Raw genomic sequence first — 18,089 nt, forward strand, 5'->3', positions numbered from 1 at the left:
TTGTCACAGGCCGCTAATATATTTCCGCCTAAAATTCGGGTTAGTTTGATTATTATCAAAAGATTAAATATCCAAGCTAGTGCCAAGGTTATTTCTCTCGTATAATTCAGATTCCGCCTGAAGAGGGGCTTTATAGAAGCACTTTCCTTTGGGCCGAGGGCCACGCATCACAACGTACTTCAGATCTGGAAGAATAACAATAATGAGAACGAGCCAGAGAATTAATCCTAACTCAAGTTACCGGAGTTTTCTGGCGCGCATACTGACTGTTGTTTGTTTGTCCGTCATACTTCTGGCGGGTGCCGATGAATCTTATGCTGGAGAGGCTTGTGAACCGGCAGTGGCAGAAATCATTTCAATTCAGGGAATCATCGAATTGCGTCGTGCTTCCAGCACAACTTGGCAAGCGATGACGCTTCATACCGCTATCTGCCCGGGCGATAGCGTTCGCGCCCGGACGCATAGCCGCGCGGCCTTTTTGCTAAGCAACGCGAGCGTGCTGAGATTGGATCAGAAAACCAGCATGACTTTTTCCAAACCGGAGGGTCAGGAAAAAGCCGGTTCGCTAATGGAATTATTTTCAGGGGCGATACATATCATCACGCGCACGCCGAAGCCGTTTAAAGTGAGAACGCCGTTTGTCAATGCAGGTGTCGATGGAACCGAATTTTTTGTCGGTGTCGACGAGACCAGCACGCGGCTGGTAATTTACGAAGGAAAAGTTACCGCCAGCAATGACCAAGGCAGCTTGGTGCTTGAAGATCACCAGGCCGCGATTGCCACGCGCAATACGGCGCCGCAGCGCGTAACGACCATCAATCCGACCGATGCGGTGCAATGGGCATTGCATTATCCGGTGGTCATCGATTATCAACTGGCTCGATTGACGGATGAATTGGCGTTGCATCCGGAATTGCGCCAGTCAGTCGAGCTTTATCGGCAGAGCAAAACCTTCGAAGCGCTGTCGATACTCGAAAACATTGCAACAACCGATTTTACCGTCAATCTTCATTTATACCGGGCCGGACTGTTATTGGCAGTCGGCCAGGCCGGCGAAGCCGGTGCGGCGATTGGTGAAATACGCCGCGTTCAGCCGGATAATAGTGAGGCACATGCCTTATTGGCGATGATTGCAGTGGTTCAGAATAACAAAGATCAGGCATTGCAACTTGCCACGCGCGCCGCCGCTTTGGACAGGAATTCTCCGGCTGCGAAACTGGCGCTTTCTTATGCGCAGCAGGCGCATTTTAAAATCGAAGATGCGCTGGAAAGCGCTCAGCAAGCCATTGCAATCGACCCGGACAATGCGCTGGCATGGGCGAGGTTAGCCAAACTGCAAATGTCGCAGGGGGATTTGGATCGGGCGCTGGAGACCGCGCAGCGAGCGGTCAGCCTGAATCCCGGTATTGCCAGAACAAAGACAGTACTGGGTTTTTCACAGTTGTTGCAGGTACGCACAAAGCAAGCCAAGGCTGAATTTCTGCAAGCAATCGCTTTGGATCAAGCGGATCCGATGCCGAGGCTGGGGATGGGGCTGGCGCTGATCCGTGAAGGTGAAATCGAAGCCGGGCGTGTTGAACTGGAGATAGCGGCCAGTTTGGATCCGGCCAATTCTTTGATACGTAGCTATCTGGGAAAAGCCTATTTTGAGGAAAAACGCTATCCGCTTGCGGGCACACAGTTTGACCTAGCCAAGGAAAAAGACCCGCAGGATCCCACGCCATGGTTTTATGATGCCATCCAAAAACAAACCCAAAACAGACCCGTCGAGGCTTTGATGGATTTGCAGAAATCCATCGAACTCAATCACAACCGTGCGGTGTACCGCTCAAAATTCTTGCTGGATCAGGATGAAGCGGCGCGCGGTTCAAGCCTGGCGAGGATCTACGATAATCTGGGATTCGAGAAACGCGCATTGGTGGAAACCGCCAAATCGCTGAGTATCGATCCGGCGAATCATTCCTCGCATCGTTTTTTGTCGGATGCGTATGCGAATATTCCGCGCCATGAAGTGGCGCGTGTCAGCGAATTGCTGCAAGCGCAGTTGTTGCAACCCATCAACGTGAATCCGGTACAACCGCACTTGGCAGTTGCGGATCTAAATATTATTAACAATACTGGTCCGACCAGAGCGGGTTTTAACGAATTCGCGCCACTCATGGAGCGCAATAAGCCGCAACTGGTTGCTTCCGGGGTTGTCGGCAGTAACAGCACGTTTGGCAATGAAGCGACGCTTTCGGCGGTTTATGACAAAGCTTCGGTCAGCCTGGGTCAGTATCACTTTCAATCCGATGGATTCCGTTCCAATAATGATCAGAAGCATAATATCTACAATGCCTTCGTGCAGTATGCATTAACCCCGAAATTGAATGTCCAGGCCGAGTTTCGCCGGCGTAACTCCGATCATGGCGATTTGCTGCTCGATTTTAATCCGTCGTTTTTTTCGCGCGATCGAAGGCAGCTTGATCAGGATTCCGCCCGTGGCGGTATCCGCTATTCGCTTTCTTCCAAGCAGGATTTTCTGATTTCCGGTATTTACCTGGATCGCCGCGAGAATCAAGTTTTTCCGTTAGATCCTTCTTTCTTGACTACTCGGAGTAGTTTAAAAGACCAAGGCTATCAATTGGAAGGGCAATATATTCATCGAGATAAATATATCAATCTAGTTACGGGAGCTGGCGCTTATCAAATTGATGCCAAGCATCTATGTAATGGCGTTCTATGTTCCTCAAATACAACAAATTTCTCCCGGGAGCGGGAAAATGCTTATTTTTATTCAAATCTGAATTATTTTCAGAATATCAATGCAACCTTGGGTGTGAGTTACGATGCTTTCAGAGATGCTGTCAATCAGAATTTTGATGCGGTGAATCCGAAGTTCGGATTGCAATGGGACCTCACGCCTGCGGTTCGATTGCGGCTGGCTTGGTTCGAATCGGTGAAGTCGGCGCTAATCGCGAATCAGACGCTGGAACCGACACAGGTAGCCGGATTTAATCAGATGTTTGATGATTTGAACGGCACACGATCGAGGCGCATGGGAGCAGGACTGGATGCTGCGCTCAGTAAGAATTTGTACGCCGGCATGGAAGTTTCAGATCGTGATTTGAAAGTTCCTTACCTCAATCGTGATTTCAGGCAATTTGCCGATGAACAGCAACAGGAAAGGCTCTACCGTTCGTATCTGTACTGGTTGCCGCATGCGCACTGGGCGGTTAACGGGGAATTTCAATACGAGCAGTATGATCGCGCAGCGATTAATGTGAACGATCACAACAAGCCTTATGAAATTCATTCGCTCAGCGCACCGCTGACGATCAATTATTTTCATCCGAACGGTTTCTTCGGCAAAGTTGGTGCGACCTATTTGCAGCAGAGCTTGAAACGCTTGCCGGAAGCTGAGTCCCAATTTAGGGGCGGCAATAGCGATTTTGTGCTGCTGGATACAGCGCTGGGCTATCGATTACCCAATCGCAGAGGAATTCTGAGTTTTGAAGGAAGAAATCTCAGTGATGAGCAATTCTACTATCGCAGCTATAACTTCCAGTTTAATGAAATGAATACCTCTTCCCGTTTCATTCCGACCCGTACGTTCTTTGTACGTCTTACTTTAAACTATTAATTAAGGAGTTTTGAAATGTCTAAACCATCTATTCCAGCCGCCGCAATAGACGCCCTAAAAACTGCAGGTATCGGCGATGTCGTTGTGATGTTGTGTATCGACAAAACCGGTAAAGTCCATCAACTGAAAGGAGCGGGTGTAAATGACAGCGACCAGGCGGTCGCACGTCCGCTTACAACCACAACTACAGGGGTTCAGACCATCAGCATCGTCGAACATGCTGAGCCGTCGGTAGCGGCTGCCGCTGCGCCACTCAATCCGGCAGGCGGCCTCGGAACCCCTCCGGTTACGAGTACGCGCCCTTGCAAAACCGTTATCATTGGCGGTGCATCGGTTACCTATTGCTGGTAAGTCTTTCTCAGCAATTAAGAACTTGTCTGAAAAAATTCGTATGAGTCGGATCCGGGAATTTTGCTTTTCAGGCCGTAATTAGAGCGCAGCGATATCATAAAAAAAGCACATCAGAGAACTGATGTGCTTTTTTTTTACCGCTTAAAACAATCGATCTACAGCAATGGAATAATCAGCAATGCCACGATATTGATAATTTTAATCAATGGATTGATTGCCGGACCAGCGGTGTCTTTGTAAGGATCACCGACGGTATCGCCGGTTACCGATGCTTTGTGAGCTTCGCTGCCTTTGCCGCCAAAATGTCCATCTTCAATATGTTTTTTAGCGTTATCCCAAGCACCGCCACCGGTTGTCATCGAGATTGCAACGAATAAGCCGGTTACGATCGACCCCATTAATACACCGCCCAATGCTTGCGGTCCCAGAATCACGCCTACCAGCAGCGGAATCAAAACCGGCAGCAATGAAGGTATCATCATTTCCTTGATAGCTGCTTTAGTGAGCATATCCACTGCGCGGGAATAATCCGGCTTAGCTGTGCCATTCATAATTCCCGGAATTTCTTTGAATTGACGGCGTACTTCGATTACCACGGAACCTGCTGCGCGTCCGACCGCTTCCATCGACATCGCGCCGAACAAGTAAGGAATCATACCGCCGATGAACAGACCGATGATGACCATGTGATTGGACAAATCAAACGACAATTCAAAACCGGCATGTTCCAATGCGTGCGTGTAGTCCGCAAACAGTACCAGCGCCGCCAAACCTGCGGAACCGATGGCATAGCCTTTGGTGACCGCTTTGGTGGTGTTACCGACGGCATCCAGCGGATCGGTGATTGCACGAACCGAATCTGGCATTTCCGACATTTCGGCGATACCACCGGCGTTATCGGTAATCGGGCCATACGCATCCAATGCAACGATGATACCGGTCATCGACAACATCGAGGTGGCCGCGATAGCGATACCGTACAAACCGGCCAGCGCATATGCCAGCAAGATGGTGATACAAACCGCCAGAACCGGTGCGGCAGTTGCGCGCATAGAAACGCCAAGACCTGCAATGATGTTGGTTGCATGACCGGTGGTTGACGCTTCGGCAACGTGTTGAACCGGCGGGAAGTCGGTGGAAGTATAGTACTCAGTGATGACAACCATCAATCCGGTCAACACCAAACCAAGCGCAGCTGCCAGAAACACGCGCATGACCAGCATGCCGCCCGCGACTTCGGTGCCGTCGAGATCCAACGACATGCCGCTCATGAACCAAACTGTCACAGGAAGATACGCCAATAACGCAATACCGCCCGCCACTGCCAATCCGCGATAAAGCGCATTCATGATTTTGCCGCCATCGCGCATTTTGACGTAATAACAGCCGATAATCGACGCGACGATCGATACTGCGCCCAACATCAACGGATAAATCACGGCGTCAACAGCGTTTGCCGTGAATAACAATGCGCCCAGGATCATCGTAGCGATGATGGTGACGGCGTAGGTTTCAAACAAGTCGGCGGCCATACCTGCGCAGTCGCCAACGTTATCACCCACGTTATCCGCAATTACCGCCGGGTTGCGAGGATCGTCTTCCGGAATGCCGGCTTCTACTTTACCGACCAGATCCGCGCCAACGTCCGCGCCTTTGGTGAAAATACCGCCACCCAAACGCGCGAAGATGGAGATCAGCGATCCGCCGAACGCAAAACCGATCAACGGCTTGATGATGTCGCTCACCGCGAGATCGGGGTCTGATCCGTTAAATAATACAGCGCAGTAGCCAGCTACACCGAGCAGACCTAATCCGACAACCAACATGCCGGTCACCGCGCCGCCCCGGAAAGCAATCGCAAGCGCTTCATTCAATCCGACACTCGCTGCCTGCGCAGTACGCACATTTGACTGAACCGACACGGTCATTCCCAGGAAACCGGCGGCACCGGAAAGGATCGCACCCAGGGCGAAGCCAACCGCCGTGTCCCAGCCTAATGCCAGCCAAAGCGCGAAAAACAGAATGGCGCCCACCATTCCAATCGTCATATATTGGCGCTTAAGATAGGCGGAAGCGCCTTCCTGAATCGCTTTTGCAATTTCTTGCATCCGCTGATTGCCGGTAGATTGATCAAAAATGCCCTTAATCCATATACCGCTGAATACGAGGGCTACAATCGCGCTAATAATTGCGATAACTAAACCACTAGCCATAAAGAACTCCAATTAAAATCAGACCATAAAAAAAGAGATGTGAAATCTTGGCCTCATTAATTTCACATGATCAACCACTTGTTTTCAGATTAAAATCAGGGTGTATTTTATCCGTTCTTGTTCACTGAATGCATCAAATATTTATGAAATTTAGATTGTTAGAGGATTGGATTCAGCTTGTTTGGCTTCCTTGCAACACTCAAACAATGATCATTTTTATAATATTTAAATTTTGAATTCACTCAGTTTTTTCGGCACTGCGACATTTTTCAGACGCACGTAATCCGGTAAACCATTTTTGTATGGCGGATAATCTTCGCCTTCGATCAGAGGCGCCAGGTATTCGCGGCAAGACTGGCTGATACCGAAACCATCTTCGCTAATATATTCTGCCGGCATCATTTTTTCGACATTTGCGACATTCGAGAGCTGTGCCATGCCAACCGACCATTTATAAGGCGCATTGGATTCCCGCACGATCGTCGGCATGACCGAATTATGTCCCGCGACAGCGTATTCGACGGCGGCCTTACCCATTGCATAGGCTTGATCGACATCGGTTTTGGACGCAATATGGCGCGCGGCGCGTTGCAGATAATCCGCGACACCCCAGTGATATTTCAATCCCAATCCATCCTTGACGATGTTGGCGACTACCGGTGCGACGCCGCCCAATTGCGCATGCCCGAACGCATCCCGCAATCCTTGATCCGACAGGAAGTTGCCATCCGCGCCTTTTACGCCTTCTGAAACGACTACCGAACAATAACCGTATTCCTTGACATAGCGATCAACCTTCGCGAGGAATTTTTCTTTGTCGAATGTCACTTCCGGGAACAAGATCACGATCGGGATCTCGCAATCCGGGCTGGATGCCAAGCCGCCAGCCGCCGCAATCCACCCTGCGTGACGTCCCATGACTTCCAGAACAAACACCTTGGTGGAGGTTTTAGCCATGCTCGCCACATCGAAGCTTGCTTCGCGTGTAGAGACGGCAATGTACTTGGCGACTGAACCAAAACCGGGACAGCAATCGGTAATCGGCAAATCGTTATCAACGGTCTTGGGTACATGAATTGCCTGCAAAGGGTAGCCCAATGTACTCGACAGTTGGGATACTTTCAGACAGGTGTCTGCGGAGTCACCGCCGCCGTTGTAGAAGAAATAACCGATATTGTGCGCCTTGAAAATTTCGATCAGGCGTTCATATTCCCGGCGGTTTTGCTCAAGGCTTTTGAGCTTGTAACGGCAAGAACCGAATGCGCCGGACGGGGTATGGCGCAGCGCCGCGATCGCTGCCGCCGATTCTGCGCTGGTGTCGATCAGATCTTCGGTTAGCGCGCCGATGATGCCGTTGCGCCCTGCATAGACGGTACCGATTTTATCGGCATGCTGACGCGCGGTTTCCAGTACTCCTGCAGCCGATGCGTTAATTACCGCGGTAACGCCACCGGATTGTGCATAAAATGCATTTTTAGTTGCCATAATTTTCTCCTGAACGGTCAAATCAAATCGTAAACTGCAAAAAAATTCTAAAAATTCGTACGGACAAAAACTCAGATTGCGATGATTCGCAATCTGAGTTTTAAATTGTTGGTATTAATGATAAATCAGTTAATTAAGCTTATTTTAGTGACGTGAGAATCTGGTCGCGGATGTCCTCAACCGTGCCGATACCGGCGATTTTTATATAACGAGGCGCGCCGGTTTCTCCATTTCTCGACCACGCGGAATAGTAATCAACCAGTGGCTTCGTTTGCTGATGATAAACCTCAAGCCGCTTTCTGACGGTTTCTTCCTTGTCATCATCGCGCTGGATCAGCGGTTCGCCCGTTATATCATCGACATTATTATTTTTCGGCGGATTAAAATCCACATGATAGGTTCTGCCGGAAGCCGGGTGCACTCTGCGGCCGGACATCCGCTTGACGATCTCGGCATCCGAAACATCGATTTCAACCACGAAATCGATCCGTACCCCCGCCGCTTTCATCGCATCGGCTTGCGGGATCGTCCGCGGGAATCCATCGAATAAAAACCCTTTTGCGCAATCCGGTTGCGTAATGCGCTCCTTGACCAGATTGATAATGATGTCGTCCGAAACCAGTCCGCCGGCGTCCATGATTTTTTTTGCCATTAAGCCGAGTTCGTTTCCTGCTTTAACCGCTGCACGCAGCATATCGCCGGTGGAAATTTGCGGTACGCCGAAATGTTCCTTAATATAATTGGCCTGCGTGCCTTTTCCGGCGCCAGGGCCTCCTAACAAAATGACGCGAATGATTGTTCTCCCTGTATTACCAATGATTGCTGAAAACCGGGACAGCGCGAGCCGCTATCTGCCGCTGCATAAATCCGCGCAATTATAGCGCACGCGCGATTGATTCTCGAGTTTTTTACTATGATATTCTTTTCCGCAATTATACAAAGATATAAAACAAGTTAGATAGACCGGATACGGTTATGCGATAATTTCCCGACTCTTCATATAGGATTCGATTCAGCATGGACGATAACAGAAGCAAAGCGTTAGACGCGGCATTGGCGCAAATCGAGAAACAATTCGGTAAAGGTTCCATCATGCGGCTCGGCGCGAATGATGTCGCCTACGATATACAAGTCGTTTCTACCGGTTCATTGGGATTGGATATCGCATTGGGCGTGGGCGGATTGCCGCGCGGGCGAATCATCGAAATCTACGGCCCGGAATCCTCCGGTAAAACCACGCTGACTTTGCAAGTCATCGCTGAGATGCAAAAAATAGGCGGCACCGCCGCGTTTATCGACGCGGAGCATGCGCTGGATCCGCAATATGCGCAGAAAATCGGCGTCAATGTTCAGGAATTGCTGATTTCACAACCGGATAACGGTGAACAAGCTTTGGAGATCGCCGACATGCTCGTGCGTTCCGGTTCGGTCGATATCATCGTGATCGACTCGGTGGCCGCATTGACGCCGCGCGCCGAAATCGAAGGCGACATGGGCGACCCGCAAATGGGCCTGCAAGCGCGGCTGATGTCGCAAGCATTGCGCAAATTGACTGCCAATATCAAGCGCAGCAATACCATGGTGATATTCATCAACCAGATCCGCATGAAAATCGGCGTGATGTTCGGCAACCCCGAAACCACGACCGGCGGTAACGCGTTGAAATTCTATGCTTCCGTGCGTCTGGATATCCGCCGCACCGGTTCGATCAAGGACGGCGAAGAAACCATCGGCAATGAAACCCGCGTCAAAGTGGTTAAAAACAAAGTCGCGCCGCCGTTCAAGCAAGCCGATTTCGATATTTTGTACGGCGAAGGCATTTCGCGCGAAAGTGAGATCATCGAATTGGGTGTGCAGCATAAACTGATCGATAAATCCGGCGCCTGGTACGCGTACAAAGGCGAAAAAATCGGGCAAGGCAAGGACAATGTGCGGACGTATCTGAAAGAGCATAAGGAAATGGCGCAAGAGATCGAGCAAAAAATCCGCGCGATCGTCGGTATTGCCGATCAAGCCAAGCCGGTCAAGGAAAAAAACGTTAAAGATAAAAGTGACAAAGAAAATTAATCTCAATGGACGGCCGTTCTCCGATTGAACTCCGCGCGCTTCGCTATCTGGCCAAGCGCGAGTATTCACGCCGGGAACTGGCGCAAAAGCTGTCGGCCGGCCGGGATGCTCGCGAACCCGCAGAACTGGCGGCGGTGCTGGATCAACTGGAGCAGCAAGGATACTTGAGCGAAGCGCGCATGGCCGAGCAAGTCGCGCGAACGCGGCGTTCCCGGTTCGGCAGTCAGCGCATCGTGCACGAACTCAAGTCCAAAGGTGTGGCCGACGGCTTGATTCATACCGTTTTGCCCAGCCTTAAAGAAACCGAACTGGAAACGGCGCTGCAAGTTTGGCGCAAAAAATTCGATCATCCGCCCGCCACCCGTGAAGAACGCGCTAAACAAATACGATTCATGATGAATAGAGGTTTCTCGATGGAGACAATTCAACAAGTACTGACCCAAGCGAGCGAGGAGAATCCATGAGGTTCCGTTTTGTACTTATCCTGCTGATGCTGATATGCACAATGACCGGCATGCCGGTCAGTGCCGATACGGTAACCCCGATCAACGCGATCATTTCCGCGCCGGTCAATTATGACGGCAAGGAAGTCACATTGCGCGGCATTCCCAAAAGTCCAACACGCTTGCCGCTGATCAACTTCAAAGCTTATGTGCTGGAAGACAGCAGCGGCGAGATTACGGTATTGACCGAGGCCGATCTGCCCAACATGAACGAAGAAATCACCATCCGCGCGGTCGTTAAAAGCCTGGCCATCGTCAAAGGCGAAGCGGTTGGCTTGACCGTTACCGAACTTGAACGATACGAACAGATACAAAAATTATGAAAAGCAGCGAAATACGACAAAAATTTCTGGAATTTTTTGAATCGCACGGCCATACCATCGTAGCCTCCAGCCCGCTCGTGCCCGGCAACGACCCGACCTTATTATTCACCAACGCCGGCATGGTGCAATTCAAGGACGTGTTCCTCGGTCAGGACAAACGCCCTTACGTGCGCGCCGCCAGTTCGCAGCGTTGCGTTCGCGCCGGCGGCAAACACAACGACCTGGAAAACGTCGGTTACACCGCACGGCATCATACTTTCTTTGAAATGCTGGGAAATTTCAGTTTCGGCGATTATTTCAAGCGCAACGCCATTTTGTTTGCCTGGGATTTTCTAACCGGCACGCTCAATATTCCGCGTGAGAAATTATGGGTGACGGTTTACGCGGAAGACGACGAAGCCGCGGATATTTGGCTGAATGAAGTCGGTGTCGAACCGGCGCGCGTGGTGCGCATCGCGACCATGGATAATTTTTGGCAGATGGGCGATACCGGCCCGTGCGGCCCCTGTTCCGAGATTTTCTACGACCACGGTCCGGATGTGGCAGGCGGTCCGCCCGGTTCTCCTGACGCCGATGGTGACCGTTACATCGAAATCTGGAACCTGGTATTCATGCAATACAACCGCGATAGCGACGGCGTACTGCATCCGCTGCCGAAACCATCGGTCGATACCGGCATGGGGCTGGAGCGTATTTCCGCGGTGATGCAGCATGTGCACAGCAATTACGACATCGACTTGTTCCAAAGCCTGATCAAAGCAGCGGCGCGTGCGACCGGCACCAGCAATCTCGCCGACAATTCGCTCAAAGTAATCGCCGATCATATCCGCGCCTGTTCGTTCCTGATCACCGATGGTGTTATTCCCGGCAGCGAAGGCCGCGGTTACGTGCTGCGCCGTATCATCCGCCGCGCGATCCGTCACGGCTATAAGCTCGGACAGAAGCAGCCATTCTTTCATCAACTGGTGGAAGATTTGAGCCAAGTGATGGGGCAAGCGTATCCGGAACTGACCGCCGCTAAAGCGCGCGTCGCCGCGGTGTTGCTGCAAGAAGAAGAGCGCTTCGCCGAAACGCTGGAAAACGGTATGCAAATTCTGGAAAACGCGCTCAGCCAGAAAATCAAAGTACTCGACGGTGAAACTGCATTCCGGCTGTACGATACGTTCGGCTTCCCGATTGATTTAACCGCCGACATTGCCCGCGAGCGTGGCATCACCGTTGACCATGACGGGTTTGAACAAGCCATGGCGCGTCAACGCGAACAAGCACGCGCCGCGAACAAATTCGCGATGCAGGAAGGGCTCGACTACAAAGGCAGCCAAACCACGTTCTACGGTTACGATACGTTGCAGCACGAAGGGCAGGTATTGGCGATCTACAAACAAGGCAGCGCGGTCGATTTCGTCGAAGCCGGTGACGAAGCCGTGGTGGTGCTCGATCAAACGCCGTTCTATGCCGAATCCGGCGGTCAGGTTGGCGATTGTGGCGAATTGCTCGCCGCCAACGGCACCTTTGAAGTCACCGACACGCAAAAAATCCAGGCCGGGGTATTCGGACACAAGGGACTATTGCGCAGCGGCCGCTTGGTCATAAGGGACAGCGTGCAAGCCCGGGTCAATCCGCAAACCCGCATCAGCACCGCCAACAACCACTCCGCGACGCACCTGCTGCACGCGGCGTTACGCAAAGTACTCGGTACGCATGTCACGCAAAAAGGCTCGCTGGTCGATCCCAACCGGCTGCGCTTCGATTTCTCGCACAACGCGCCGATGAGCACCGATGAAATCCGTGAAACCGAACGTCTGGTCAACGAACAAATCCGCAACAATTGGGTGGTGGAGGCGGCCTCGATGAAATACGATGACGCGATCAAGCGCGGCGCAATGGCATTGTTCGGCGAAAAATACACGGACGTGGTGCGCGTCATCGGCATGGGCGAATTCTCCACCGAATTATGCGGCGGCACGCACGTACCGCAAGTCGGGCAAATAGGCTTGTTCAAAATCGTTGCCGAATCCGGCGTCGCCGCCGGTATCCGCCGCGTCGAAGCAGTGACCGGAAAAGGCGCCATCGATTACGTGCAGCAACGCGAAGCGCAACTACTCGAAATCGCGCACACGCTCAAAGCCAACCCGCAGGAAGTCACGCAAAAAATCGCCCAGATCATCGATAACGTGCGGCAAACCGAAAAAGAACTGGCGCGTCTGAAAACCAAAATGGCCAGTTCGCAAGGCGCCGACCTCGCGTCGCAAGCGCAGGATGTCAACGGCGTTAAAGTACTCGCAGCCAACCTGGAAAACGCCGACGCCAAAACCCTGCGCGAAACGCTCGATCAACTGAAAGACACACTTAAATCCTGCGCGATTGTGCTCAGCACGGTAGCTGACGGCAAAGTCACGTTGATCGCCGGGGTCAGCGCCGACCTCACTGGCAAAGTTAAAGCCGGGGAATTGGTCAACTTCGTCGCGCAACAAGTCGGCGGCAAAGGCGGCGGACGGCCGGATATGGCGCAGGCGGGGGGTACACAACCGGAGCAATTGACTGATGCGCTTCAAGGTGTAAAAGGGTGGGTTGAAACGAAAGTCGTGCAGTAACCTCCGATTCATCGCAATAATCCCGGTTTAAGACCTGGTTCCGCATCGTAATCGTTGTGATAGTCAGCTAAATTTGGATAATTAAAATGGGAAAGTATTCAAAACTCAGAATGAAAATTCTGACGGGCAGTGATGATGCCGACATCGCATTTTCCGAACTTTGCCAATTATTGATCCGATTAGGGTTCACTGAGCGAATAAAAGGAAGCCATCACATTTTTACTCGCCAAAACATTGAAGAAATTATTAATCTGCAACCGAAATACAGTAAAGCGAAGCCGTATCAAGTCAAACAGGTTAGAATTTTATTGACGAAATATCGCATGGGAGAATACGACATTGATTAAATACGAATTAATCATTTACTGGAGCGAAGACGATCATGCTTTCATCGCCGAAGTTCCGGAATTACCCGGTTGCATGGCAGATGGGGAAACCTACGAACTAGCCGTTGCCAATGTAAAAACCGTCATCGAACAATGGATAGAAACCGCTCGCGAATTGGGCAGAGCGATCCCGGAGCCTAAAGGCAGGCTAATGTTCGCATGATGGGGCTGTTAAAACGACAAGTCAACATCGACGAACTGGTTAACTTCGTTGCCCAGCAATTCGGCGGCAAACGGCCGGATTTGGCGCAAGCGGGAGGAACCCAACCGGCGCGGTTGTCAGAGGCACTTGGGGGAGTGAAAGGGTGGATTGAGAGAAAATTCGCGACGTGAACTTGATTCATTCACAACATTTTCGATTCGGGGTCTAGTCTTGAGCTACATTATTATTAAGTTCTTTGCCTTTTAGCATTACTTTTTTATTATTGATTCTGTTTTTTACAGAAAGTCAAATATGGACTTGACATAGTCATTATAAGACACTAATATGTCTGAAAATGACTATTGCTAGAGGAAAAACTTATGTTGAGTTATGTATTTTGGAATAACAAGGGTGGTACGGGAAAAACCAGCTTAGCATTTCAGACAATCTGTCGATATGCAGACAAAAATCCCGACAAACGGATACTTGCAATTGATGTATGTCCCCAAGCTAATCTATCCGAGCTGTTATTAGGTGGGCTAGACAACGATGGCAGTCGCACTTTACTAGAAAGACAAGGCTTAACACCTCGTTGCAGCATTGGTGGGTACTTTCAATTAAGACTTCCTGCTCCATTTACTTCGCCGACATTCTCAATCCGCGATTTTTTTACTAGACCTGTTGATTACAATAGAAATATTCCTGAGAATATAGACCTGCTTGCTGGGGATCCACTATTGGAGTTACAAGCTAATGCAATAAATACCTTAGCTAATACCCAAATTCCTGGTACTGATACATGGATTGAAATTATTGATTGGCTTAAAGACGCACTTGATCAAGTAGAAGGTGAATATGATGTAGTTTTCTTTGATGCTAATCCCAGTTTTTCTATTTATACACAAATCGCTATTTCTTCTGCAAACCGCCTCATAATCCCAGTTATGGCTGATGATTCTTCTCGAAGAGCAATTCAGAATGCATTCTCTCTAGTGTATGGACTGAAATTACCCTCAGATATCTATTCTAAGTATGCTTTTGCTACTAAATTGCATTCTGCAAATCGTTTGCTACCAAAAGTACATCTAGTAGCTAAAAATCGAATAACTCAATATATGGGATCTGCATCTGCGTATGCAGCAGTATTGCGATCCATTGAGCAAGATGTATCTAATTTAATTCACTCCAATCCTGATATTTTTACATTTCACAGTGTTGAAGAAGGAATAGTTGATATCCGTGATTTTCAAACTACTGGTGTCGTTGCTTTTGCTAGAGGATGCCCTTTTTACGCTCAACCCAGTGGAAAATTAACCGTTGGCTCTCAGCGTGTTCAAGTACAAGAGAGCTATAAACAAAACTGTATCAACGCTGTTGATTCTATTGTTTGTAAGCTGTAACCCGTAAGGCGGGAACCTCAATGTATTGAACGATGGTGGTTGGTTGCGGTATGGGTAAACCATCTTCCATCATTCCTTCGATATGCAGCCCAATGGCTTCGCGAATATCCCGTTCCGTTTCTTCAATGGTCGATCCGGTTGCAATGCACCCCGGTAAATTCGGAACATAAGCCGAATAGTTAATCCCTGCTTTTTCTACAACGATTGCATAACGCATGATCTATTCCTTGAGTTTTGATTGCTTTAGTATGCTGTTATTTCGCAAATTTTGCTGGCGATACGGTAGCATAGCGGCATTCCGATAATGCCAACCTCTGATGAAACAGCGTGATGACTCGCCAGCAAGTTCTCGATACTTTACGCACACTCAAGCCTCATTTGATCGAACGTTTCGGCGTAACACGCTTGGTTCTGTTCGGTTCTACCGCGCGCGATGAAGCGGGAGAAAATAGCGATATCGATATTGTGGTCGCTTTTGACGGACCGGCGACTTCAAAAAAATATTTCGGTGTGCAATTTTTGCTGGAAGATCAATTAGGGCGTCCGGTCAATTTGGTTACTGAGAAAGCATTGCGCCCTGAATTAAAACCGTTTATTGAAAGAGAAGCGATTGATGTCTGAACGCGAATGGTGGTTTTATCGGGATGACAGGATTGGTTTATACGAAAAGACTGGCTGCAAAATAACAATCAAGAATACCAATGAAACTTGAACGGCTGATCACTATTGTCACCAATCTTGCCGTGGTAGCGGGCATGGTGCTGGTGGTATTGGAACTGCAACAAAACCGCGAGGCGATCCAGATTGCGCATCAGCTATCCCTCGCGGGATTAGTGAGTCAAGCGCATCTGGCGGTTGCATCGGATCAAGAACTGGCGGACCTGGTCGCCCGGGCCAAGCGTAACGATACGCAGGATTTCAGTCCCGCGGATATTGAGCGCGTCAATCAATGGGCGCTGGCATTCCTTGAGCCGCGCATCAGTTCGTACCATCTCAGGAGCAACGAGTTCGTTGTGCTGGAAGATTGGTGCGATCTCATGCGCGATTTTACCGATCTCTACCGGCACCCCTACTTTGGCGCCATCGTGAAGTCAGACCTCAGTTACGCCGATGCCGTCGTGGCGGATATCGAGAATCGCTGTACTGTGAATAAATAACCCATAAAGCGGAATAACCTAGCGGGCTTCCGCTCTGCAGTTGCTTTGGTAAAAAAAGAAGTAATTTCTTTGGGGTCACGTACGGTATCAAACTGATGCGTTGTGAAATCCAATCATGCAGGAACTTCGATGTATTGAACGATGCTGGTTGGCTGTGGTATGGGTAAACCGTCTTCCATCATTCCTTCGATATGAAGTTCGATAGCTTCGCGAATTTCCCGCTCCGTTTCTTCAATGGTCGATCCGGTTGCAACGCACCCCGGTAAATCCGGGACGTAAGCCGAATAGTTATTTCCTGCTTTTTCAACAACGATTGCATAACGCATGATTTACTCCTTGAGTTTTGCTTGCTTCAGTATGCTGTTTAAAGTGCCGGGTGCCAAATCATCTCCGGGTTTACCGGATACGGTTACGCGGCCGCTTTTTACGGAGTGTTTGAATTGACGATGACTTCCGCGCGTAGTGGCAAGATACCAGCCATCCTGTTTCAGGATATTTAAAACTTCGTTGACTTTCATGCCGATACGATATCAGGTTGCAATAAAAAAATGGAGTTTTCACAAAAATAAGCCTGTAAGGCGGAAACCCTTGTCAGGCTTCTGTCTTACGCGGTGATTTCCCGTGTTCTTGTCACGAGGTTGCTTATTGAGGCCACATCGGAGTGCCCGGTTAATCGGTCGGACGAAGTGGCGGGATTGGATTATTACGTGATTTCCAAATGCGCAATGCCAGAATTGAGATCCTGCGATTTGGCTTCGTTGCTTTCCAGTTTGATTTTCAGACGCAGTTCGTTTACTGAGTCGGCGTTGCGCAGCGCGTCTTCGTAGCTGATTTTTCCAGCTTCATATAGTTCGAACAGCGCCATGTCGAAGGTTTGCATGCCCAATTCCTTGGATTTGCGCATGATGTCCTTGATTTCGTGCACGTGGCCTTTGAAGATCAAGTCTGCGATCAGCGGCGAGTTGAGCATAACCTCAATGGCGGCGGCGCGTCCTTTGGCGTCTTTCAGTGGAATTAAACGTTGCGCCACGATGGAGCGTAAATTCAGTGACAAATCCATCAGCAATTGCGGGCGGCGTTCTTCCGGGAAGAAATTGATGATCCGGTCGAGCGCTTGATTGGCGCTGTTGGCGTGCAATGTGCCCATGCACAAATGGCCGGTTTCGGCGAAGGCAATCGCATGTTCCATGGTTTCGCGGTCGCGGATTTCACCGATCAGGATGACGTCCGGTGCTTGCCGCAGGGTATTTTTCAGCGCCGCTTCCCACGATTCGGTATCGACACCGACTTCACGCTGGGTGATGACGCAGTTGATATGTTCATGCACATATTCCACCGGATCCTCGATGGTGATGATATGGCCGTAGCTGTTTTTATTGCGATGTCCGATCAATGCCGCCATCGAGGTCGATTTTCCCGAACCGGTGCCGCCGACAAAAATCACCAGGCCGCGTTTGCTCATCACAACTTCTTTCAAGACTTGCGGCAAACCCAAATCGTCGAAGTCAGGGATTTTGGTGGTAATCGTCCGCAATACCATGCCGACACGCTGTTGCTGCACGAATGCATTGACACGGAAACGCCCGATACCGGTTGGGTTGATCGCAAAGTTGCATTCTTTGGTGGCATCGAATTCCGCCGCTTGCTTGTCGTTCATGATCGATTTGGTGAGCATTTCGGTATGCTGCAGCGATAGCGATTGCTGGGATACCGGGGTCATTTTTCCATCGATTTTCATCGCTGGCGGGAAACCAGCGGTGATGAACAGATCTGAGGCTTTTTTACTGAGCATCAAGCGCAGCAGATCGGACATGAATTTGGCGGCTTGGTCTTTATCCATTGCGTG

The 18,089-nt window shown here is 50.1% G+C and carries 19 protein-coding genes; 12 read left to right on the forward strand and 7 right to left on the reverse strand.

What is annotated here, in order from left to right:
- Positions 1 to 202: 202 nt before the first annotated feature.
- Together RBH92_RS01030 and RBH92_RS01035 are read left to right on the forward strand one after the other, a co-directional pair.
- Complete coding sequence (locus tag RBH92_RS01030; RefSeq protein ID WP_307932885.1) at positions 203 to 3,622, forward strand: tetratricopeptide repeat protein; 3,420 nt, start codon at positions 203 to 205, stop codon at positions 3,620 to 3,622.
- Between the two features lie 15 nt (positions 3,623 to 3,637).
- Complete coding sequence (locus tag RBH92_RS01035) at positions 3,638 to 3,973, forward strand: hypothetical protein (RefSeq protein ID WP_307932886.1); 336 nt, start codon at positions 3,638 to 3,640, stop codon at positions 3,971 to 3,973.
- 155 nt (positions 3,974 to 4,128) lie between these two features.
- Here the strand turns inward: RBH92_RS01035 and RBH92_RS01040 are convergent, their stop codons facing one another.
- From RBH92_RS01040 to adk, 3 genes are all read right to left on the reverse strand, one after another.
- Complete coding sequence (locus tag RBH92_RS01040; RefSeq protein ID WP_307932887.1) at positions 4,129 to 6,186, reverse strand: sodium-translocating pyrophosphatase; 2,058 nt, start codon at positions 6,184 to 6,186, stop codon at positions 4,129 to 4,131.
- A 225-nt stretch (positions 6,187 to 6,411) separates the two neighbouring features.
- Complete coding sequence (locus RBH92_RS01045) at positions 6,412 to 7,671, reverse strand: 6-phosphofructokinase (protein ID WP_307932888.1); 1,260 nt, start codon at positions 7,669 to 7,671, stop codon at positions 6,412 to 6,414.
- 139 nt (positions 7,672 to 7,810) lie between these two features.
- Complete coding sequence (gene adk, locus RBH92_RS01050) at positions 7,811 to 8,464, reverse strand: adenylate kinase (protein ID WP_307933904.1); 654 nt, start codon at positions 8,462 to 8,464, stop codon at positions 7,811 to 7,813.
- Between the two features lie 224 nt (positions 8,465 to 8,688).
- Between adk and recA the strand changes: the two genes are divergently transcribed.
- The 8 genes from recA to RBH92_RS01090 all read left to right on the forward strand — a co-directional run bounded on the left by recA (position 8,689) and on the right by RBH92_RS01090 (position 15,086).
- Positions 8,689 to 9,738 (forward strand): recombinase RecA, encoded by a 1,050-nt coding sequence (recA, locus tag RBH92_RS01055; RefSeq protein ID WP_307932889.1) that lies wholly within the window; start codon positions 8,689 to 8,691, stop codon positions 9,736 to 9,738.
- Between the two features lie 5 nt (positions 9,739 to 9,743).
- Positions 9,744 to 10,202, forward strand: coding sequence for a recombination regulator RecX (recX, locus tag RBH92_RS01060; protein WP_307932890.1), 459 nt, complete (start codon positions 9,744 to 9,746; stop codon positions 10,200 to 10,202).
- Positions 10,199 to 10,564: a hypothetical protein gene (locus RBH92_RS01065; protein WP_307932891.1), complete on the forward strand. Its 366-nt coding sequence runs from the start codon at positions 10,199 to 10,201 to the stop codon at positions 10,562 to 10,564. Before recX ends, RBH92_RS01065 begins: the two co-directional genes overlap by 4 nt.
- Positions 10,561 to 13,158 (forward strand): alanine--tRNA ligase, encoded by a 2,598-nt coding sequence (gene alaS / locus RBH92_RS01070; protein ID WP_307932892.1) that lies wholly within the window; start codon positions 10,561 to 10,563, stop codon positions 13,156 to 13,158. Before RBH92_RS01065 ends, alaS begins: the two co-directional genes overlap by 4 nt.
- Before the next feature lie 86 nt (positions 13,159 to 13,244).
- Positions 13,245 to 13,505 (forward strand): type II toxin-antitoxin system HicA family toxin, encoded by a 261-nt coding sequence (locus tag RBH92_RS01075; RefSeq protein ID WP_307932893.1) that lies wholly within the window; start codon positions 13,245 to 13,247, stop codon positions 13,503 to 13,505.
- On the forward strand, positions 13,498 to 13,707 hold the full coding sequence (locus RBH92_RS01080; protein ID WP_307932894.1) for a type II toxin-antitoxin system HicB family antitoxin: 210 nt from the start codon (positions 13,498 to 13,500) through the stop codon (positions 13,705 to 13,707). Before RBH92_RS01075 ends, RBH92_RS01080 begins: the two co-directional genes overlap by 8 nt.
- Complete coding sequence (locus tag RBH92_RS01085; protein ID WP_307932895.1) at positions 13,704 to 13,877, forward strand: hypothetical protein; 174 nt, start codon at positions 13,704 to 13,706, stop codon at positions 13,875 to 13,877. The genes RBH92_RS01080 and RBH92_RS01085 overlap by 4 nt, the downstream gene beginning before the upstream one ends.
- 189 nt (positions 13,878 to 14,066) lie before the next feature.
- Positions 14,067 to 15,086, forward strand: coding sequence for a ParA family protein (locus tag RBH92_RS01090; RefSeq protein ID WP_307932896.1), 1,020 nt, complete (start codon positions 14,067 to 14,069; stop codon positions 15,084 to 15,086).
- On the opposite strand, the gene RBH92_RS01095 is transcribed toward RBH92_RS01090, so the two are convergent.
- The gene (locus tag RBH92_RS01095) at positions 15,067 to 15,303 is read right to left on the reverse strand and encodes a type II toxin-antitoxin system HicB family antitoxin (RefSeq protein ID WP_307932897.1); all 237 of its coding nucleotides are present in this window, start codon (positions 15,301 to 15,303) and stop codon (positions 15,067 to 15,069) included. The two genes, RBH92_RS01090 and RBH92_RS01095, sit on opposite strands and share 20 nt — an antisense overlap.
- Positions 15,304 to 15,416: 113 nt before the next feature.
- Between RBH92_RS01095 and RBH92_RS01100 the strand changes: the two genes are divergently transcribed.
- Both RBH92_RS01100 and RBH92_RS01105 read left to right on the forward strand, forming a co-directional pair.
- Complete coding sequence (locus RBH92_RS01100) at positions 15,417 to 15,707, forward strand: nucleotidyltransferase family protein (protein WP_307933905.1); 291 nt, start codon at positions 15,417 to 15,419, stop codon at positions 15,705 to 15,707.
- A gap of 80 nt (positions 15,708 to 15,787) precedes the next feature.
- Positions 15,788 to 16,243 carry a hypothetical protein gene (locus RBH92_RS01105; protein ID WP_307932898.1) on the forward strand — a complete coding sequence of 152 codons (456 nt, stop codon included), beginning with the start codon at positions 15,788 to 15,790 and terminating at the stop codon, positions 16,241 to 16,243.
- A gap of 113 nt (positions 16,244 to 16,356) precedes the next feature.
- Here RBH92_RS01105 and RBH92_RS01110 read toward each other — a convergent pair whose 3' ends face one another.
- The 3 genes from RBH92_RS01110 to RBH92_RS01120 form a co-directional block, all read right to left on the reverse strand.
- Positions 16,357 to 16,569: a type II toxin-antitoxin system HicB family antitoxin gene (locus tag RBH92_RS01110; RefSeq protein WP_307932899.1), complete on the reverse strand. Its 213-nt coding sequence runs from the start codon at positions 16,567 to 16,569 to the stop codon at positions 16,357 to 16,359.
- A 3-nt stretch (positions 16,570 to 16,572) separates the two neighbouring features.
- On the reverse strand, positions 16,573 to 16,761 hold the full coding sequence (locus RBH92_RS01115; protein ID WP_307932900.1) for a type II toxin-antitoxin system HicA family toxin: 189 nt from the start codon (positions 16,759 to 16,761) through the stop codon (positions 16,573 to 16,575).
- A gap of 185 nt (positions 16,762 to 16,946) precedes the next feature.
- Positions 16,947 to 18,083 carry a PilT/PilU family type 4a pilus ATPase gene (locus RBH92_RS01120; protein WP_307932901.1) on the reverse strand — a complete coding sequence of 379 codons (1,137 nt, stop codon included), beginning with the start codon at positions 18,081 to 18,083 and terminating at the stop codon, positions 16,947 to 16,949.
- Between the last annotated feature and the right edge of the window lie 6 nt (positions 18,084 to 18,089).

This window comes from Nitrosomonas sp. sh817 (genome assembly GCF_030908545.1).
Lineage (GTDB): Bacteria > Pseudomonadota > Gammaproteobacteria > Burkholderiales > Nitrosomonadaceae > Nitrosomonas.

Bases quoted from the DNA above. Each gene is read 5' to 3' on its own strand.
- RBH92_RS01030 (WP_307932885.1), top strand. From the start codon at position 203: ATGAGAACGAGCCAGAGAATTAATCCTAACTCAAGTTACCGGAGTTTT.
- RBH92_RS01035 (WP_307932886.1), top strand. From the start codon at position 3,638: ATGTCTAAACCATCTATTCCAGCCGCCGCAATAGACGCCCTAAAAACT.
- RBH92_RS01040 (WP_307932887.1), bottom strand. From the start codon at position 6,186: ATGGCTAGTGGTTTAGTTATCGCAATTATTAGCGCGATTGTAGCCCTC.
- RBH92_RS01045 (WP_307932888.1), bottom strand. From the start codon at position 7,671: ATGGCAACTAAAAATGCATTTTATGCACAATCCGGTGGCGTTACCGCG.
- recA (WP_307932889.1), top strand. From the start codon at position 8,689: ATGGACGATAACAGAAGCAAAGCGTTAGACGCGGCATTGGCGCAAATC.
- recX (WP_307932890.1), top strand. From the start codon at position 9,744: ATGGACGGCCGTTCTCCGATTGAACTCCGCGCGCTTCGCTATCTGGCC.
- RBH92_RS01065 (WP_307932891.1), top strand. From the start codon at position 10,199: ATGAGGTTCCGTTTTGTACTTATCCTGCTGATGCTGATATGCACAATG.
- alaS (WP_307932892.1), top strand. From the start codon at position 10,561: ATGAAAAGCAGCGAAATACGACAAAAATTTCTGGAATTTTTTGAATCG.
- RBH92_RS01075 (WP_307932893.1), top strand. From the start codon at position 13,245: ATGGGAAAGTATTCAAAACTCAGAATGAAAATTCTGACGGGCAGTGAT.
- RBH92_RS01085 (WP_307932895.1), top strand. From the start codon at position 13,704: ATGATGGGGCTGTTAAAACGACAAGTCAACATCGACGAACTGGTTAAC.
- RBH92_RS01090 (WP_307932896.1), top strand. From the start codon at position 14,067: ATGTTGAGTTATGTATTTTGGAATAACAAGGGTGGTACGGGAAAAACC.
- RBH92_RS01095 (WP_307932897.1), bottom strand. From the start codon at position 15,303: ATGCGTTATGCAATCGTTGTAGAAAAAGCAGGGATTAACTATTCGGCT.
- RBH92_RS01100 (WP_307933905.1), top strand. From the start codon at position 15,417: ATGACTCGCCAGCAAGTTCTCGATACTTTACGCACACTCAAGCCTCAT.
- RBH92_RS01105 (WP_307932898.1), top strand. From the start codon at position 15,788: ATGAAACTTGAACGGCTGATCACTATTGTCACCAATCTTGCCGTGGTA.
- RBH92_RS01110 (WP_307932899.1), bottom strand. From the start codon at position 16,569: ATGCGTTATGCAATCGTTGTTGAAAAAGCAGGAAATAACTATTCGGCT.
- RBH92_RS01115 (WP_307932900.1), bottom strand. From the start codon at position 16,761: ATGAAAGTCAACGAAGTTTTAAATATCCTGAAACAGGATGGCTGGTAT.
- RBH92_RS01120 (WP_307932901.1), bottom strand. From the start codon at position 18,083: ATGGATAAAGACCAAGCCGCCAAATTCATGTCCGATCTGCTGCGCTTG.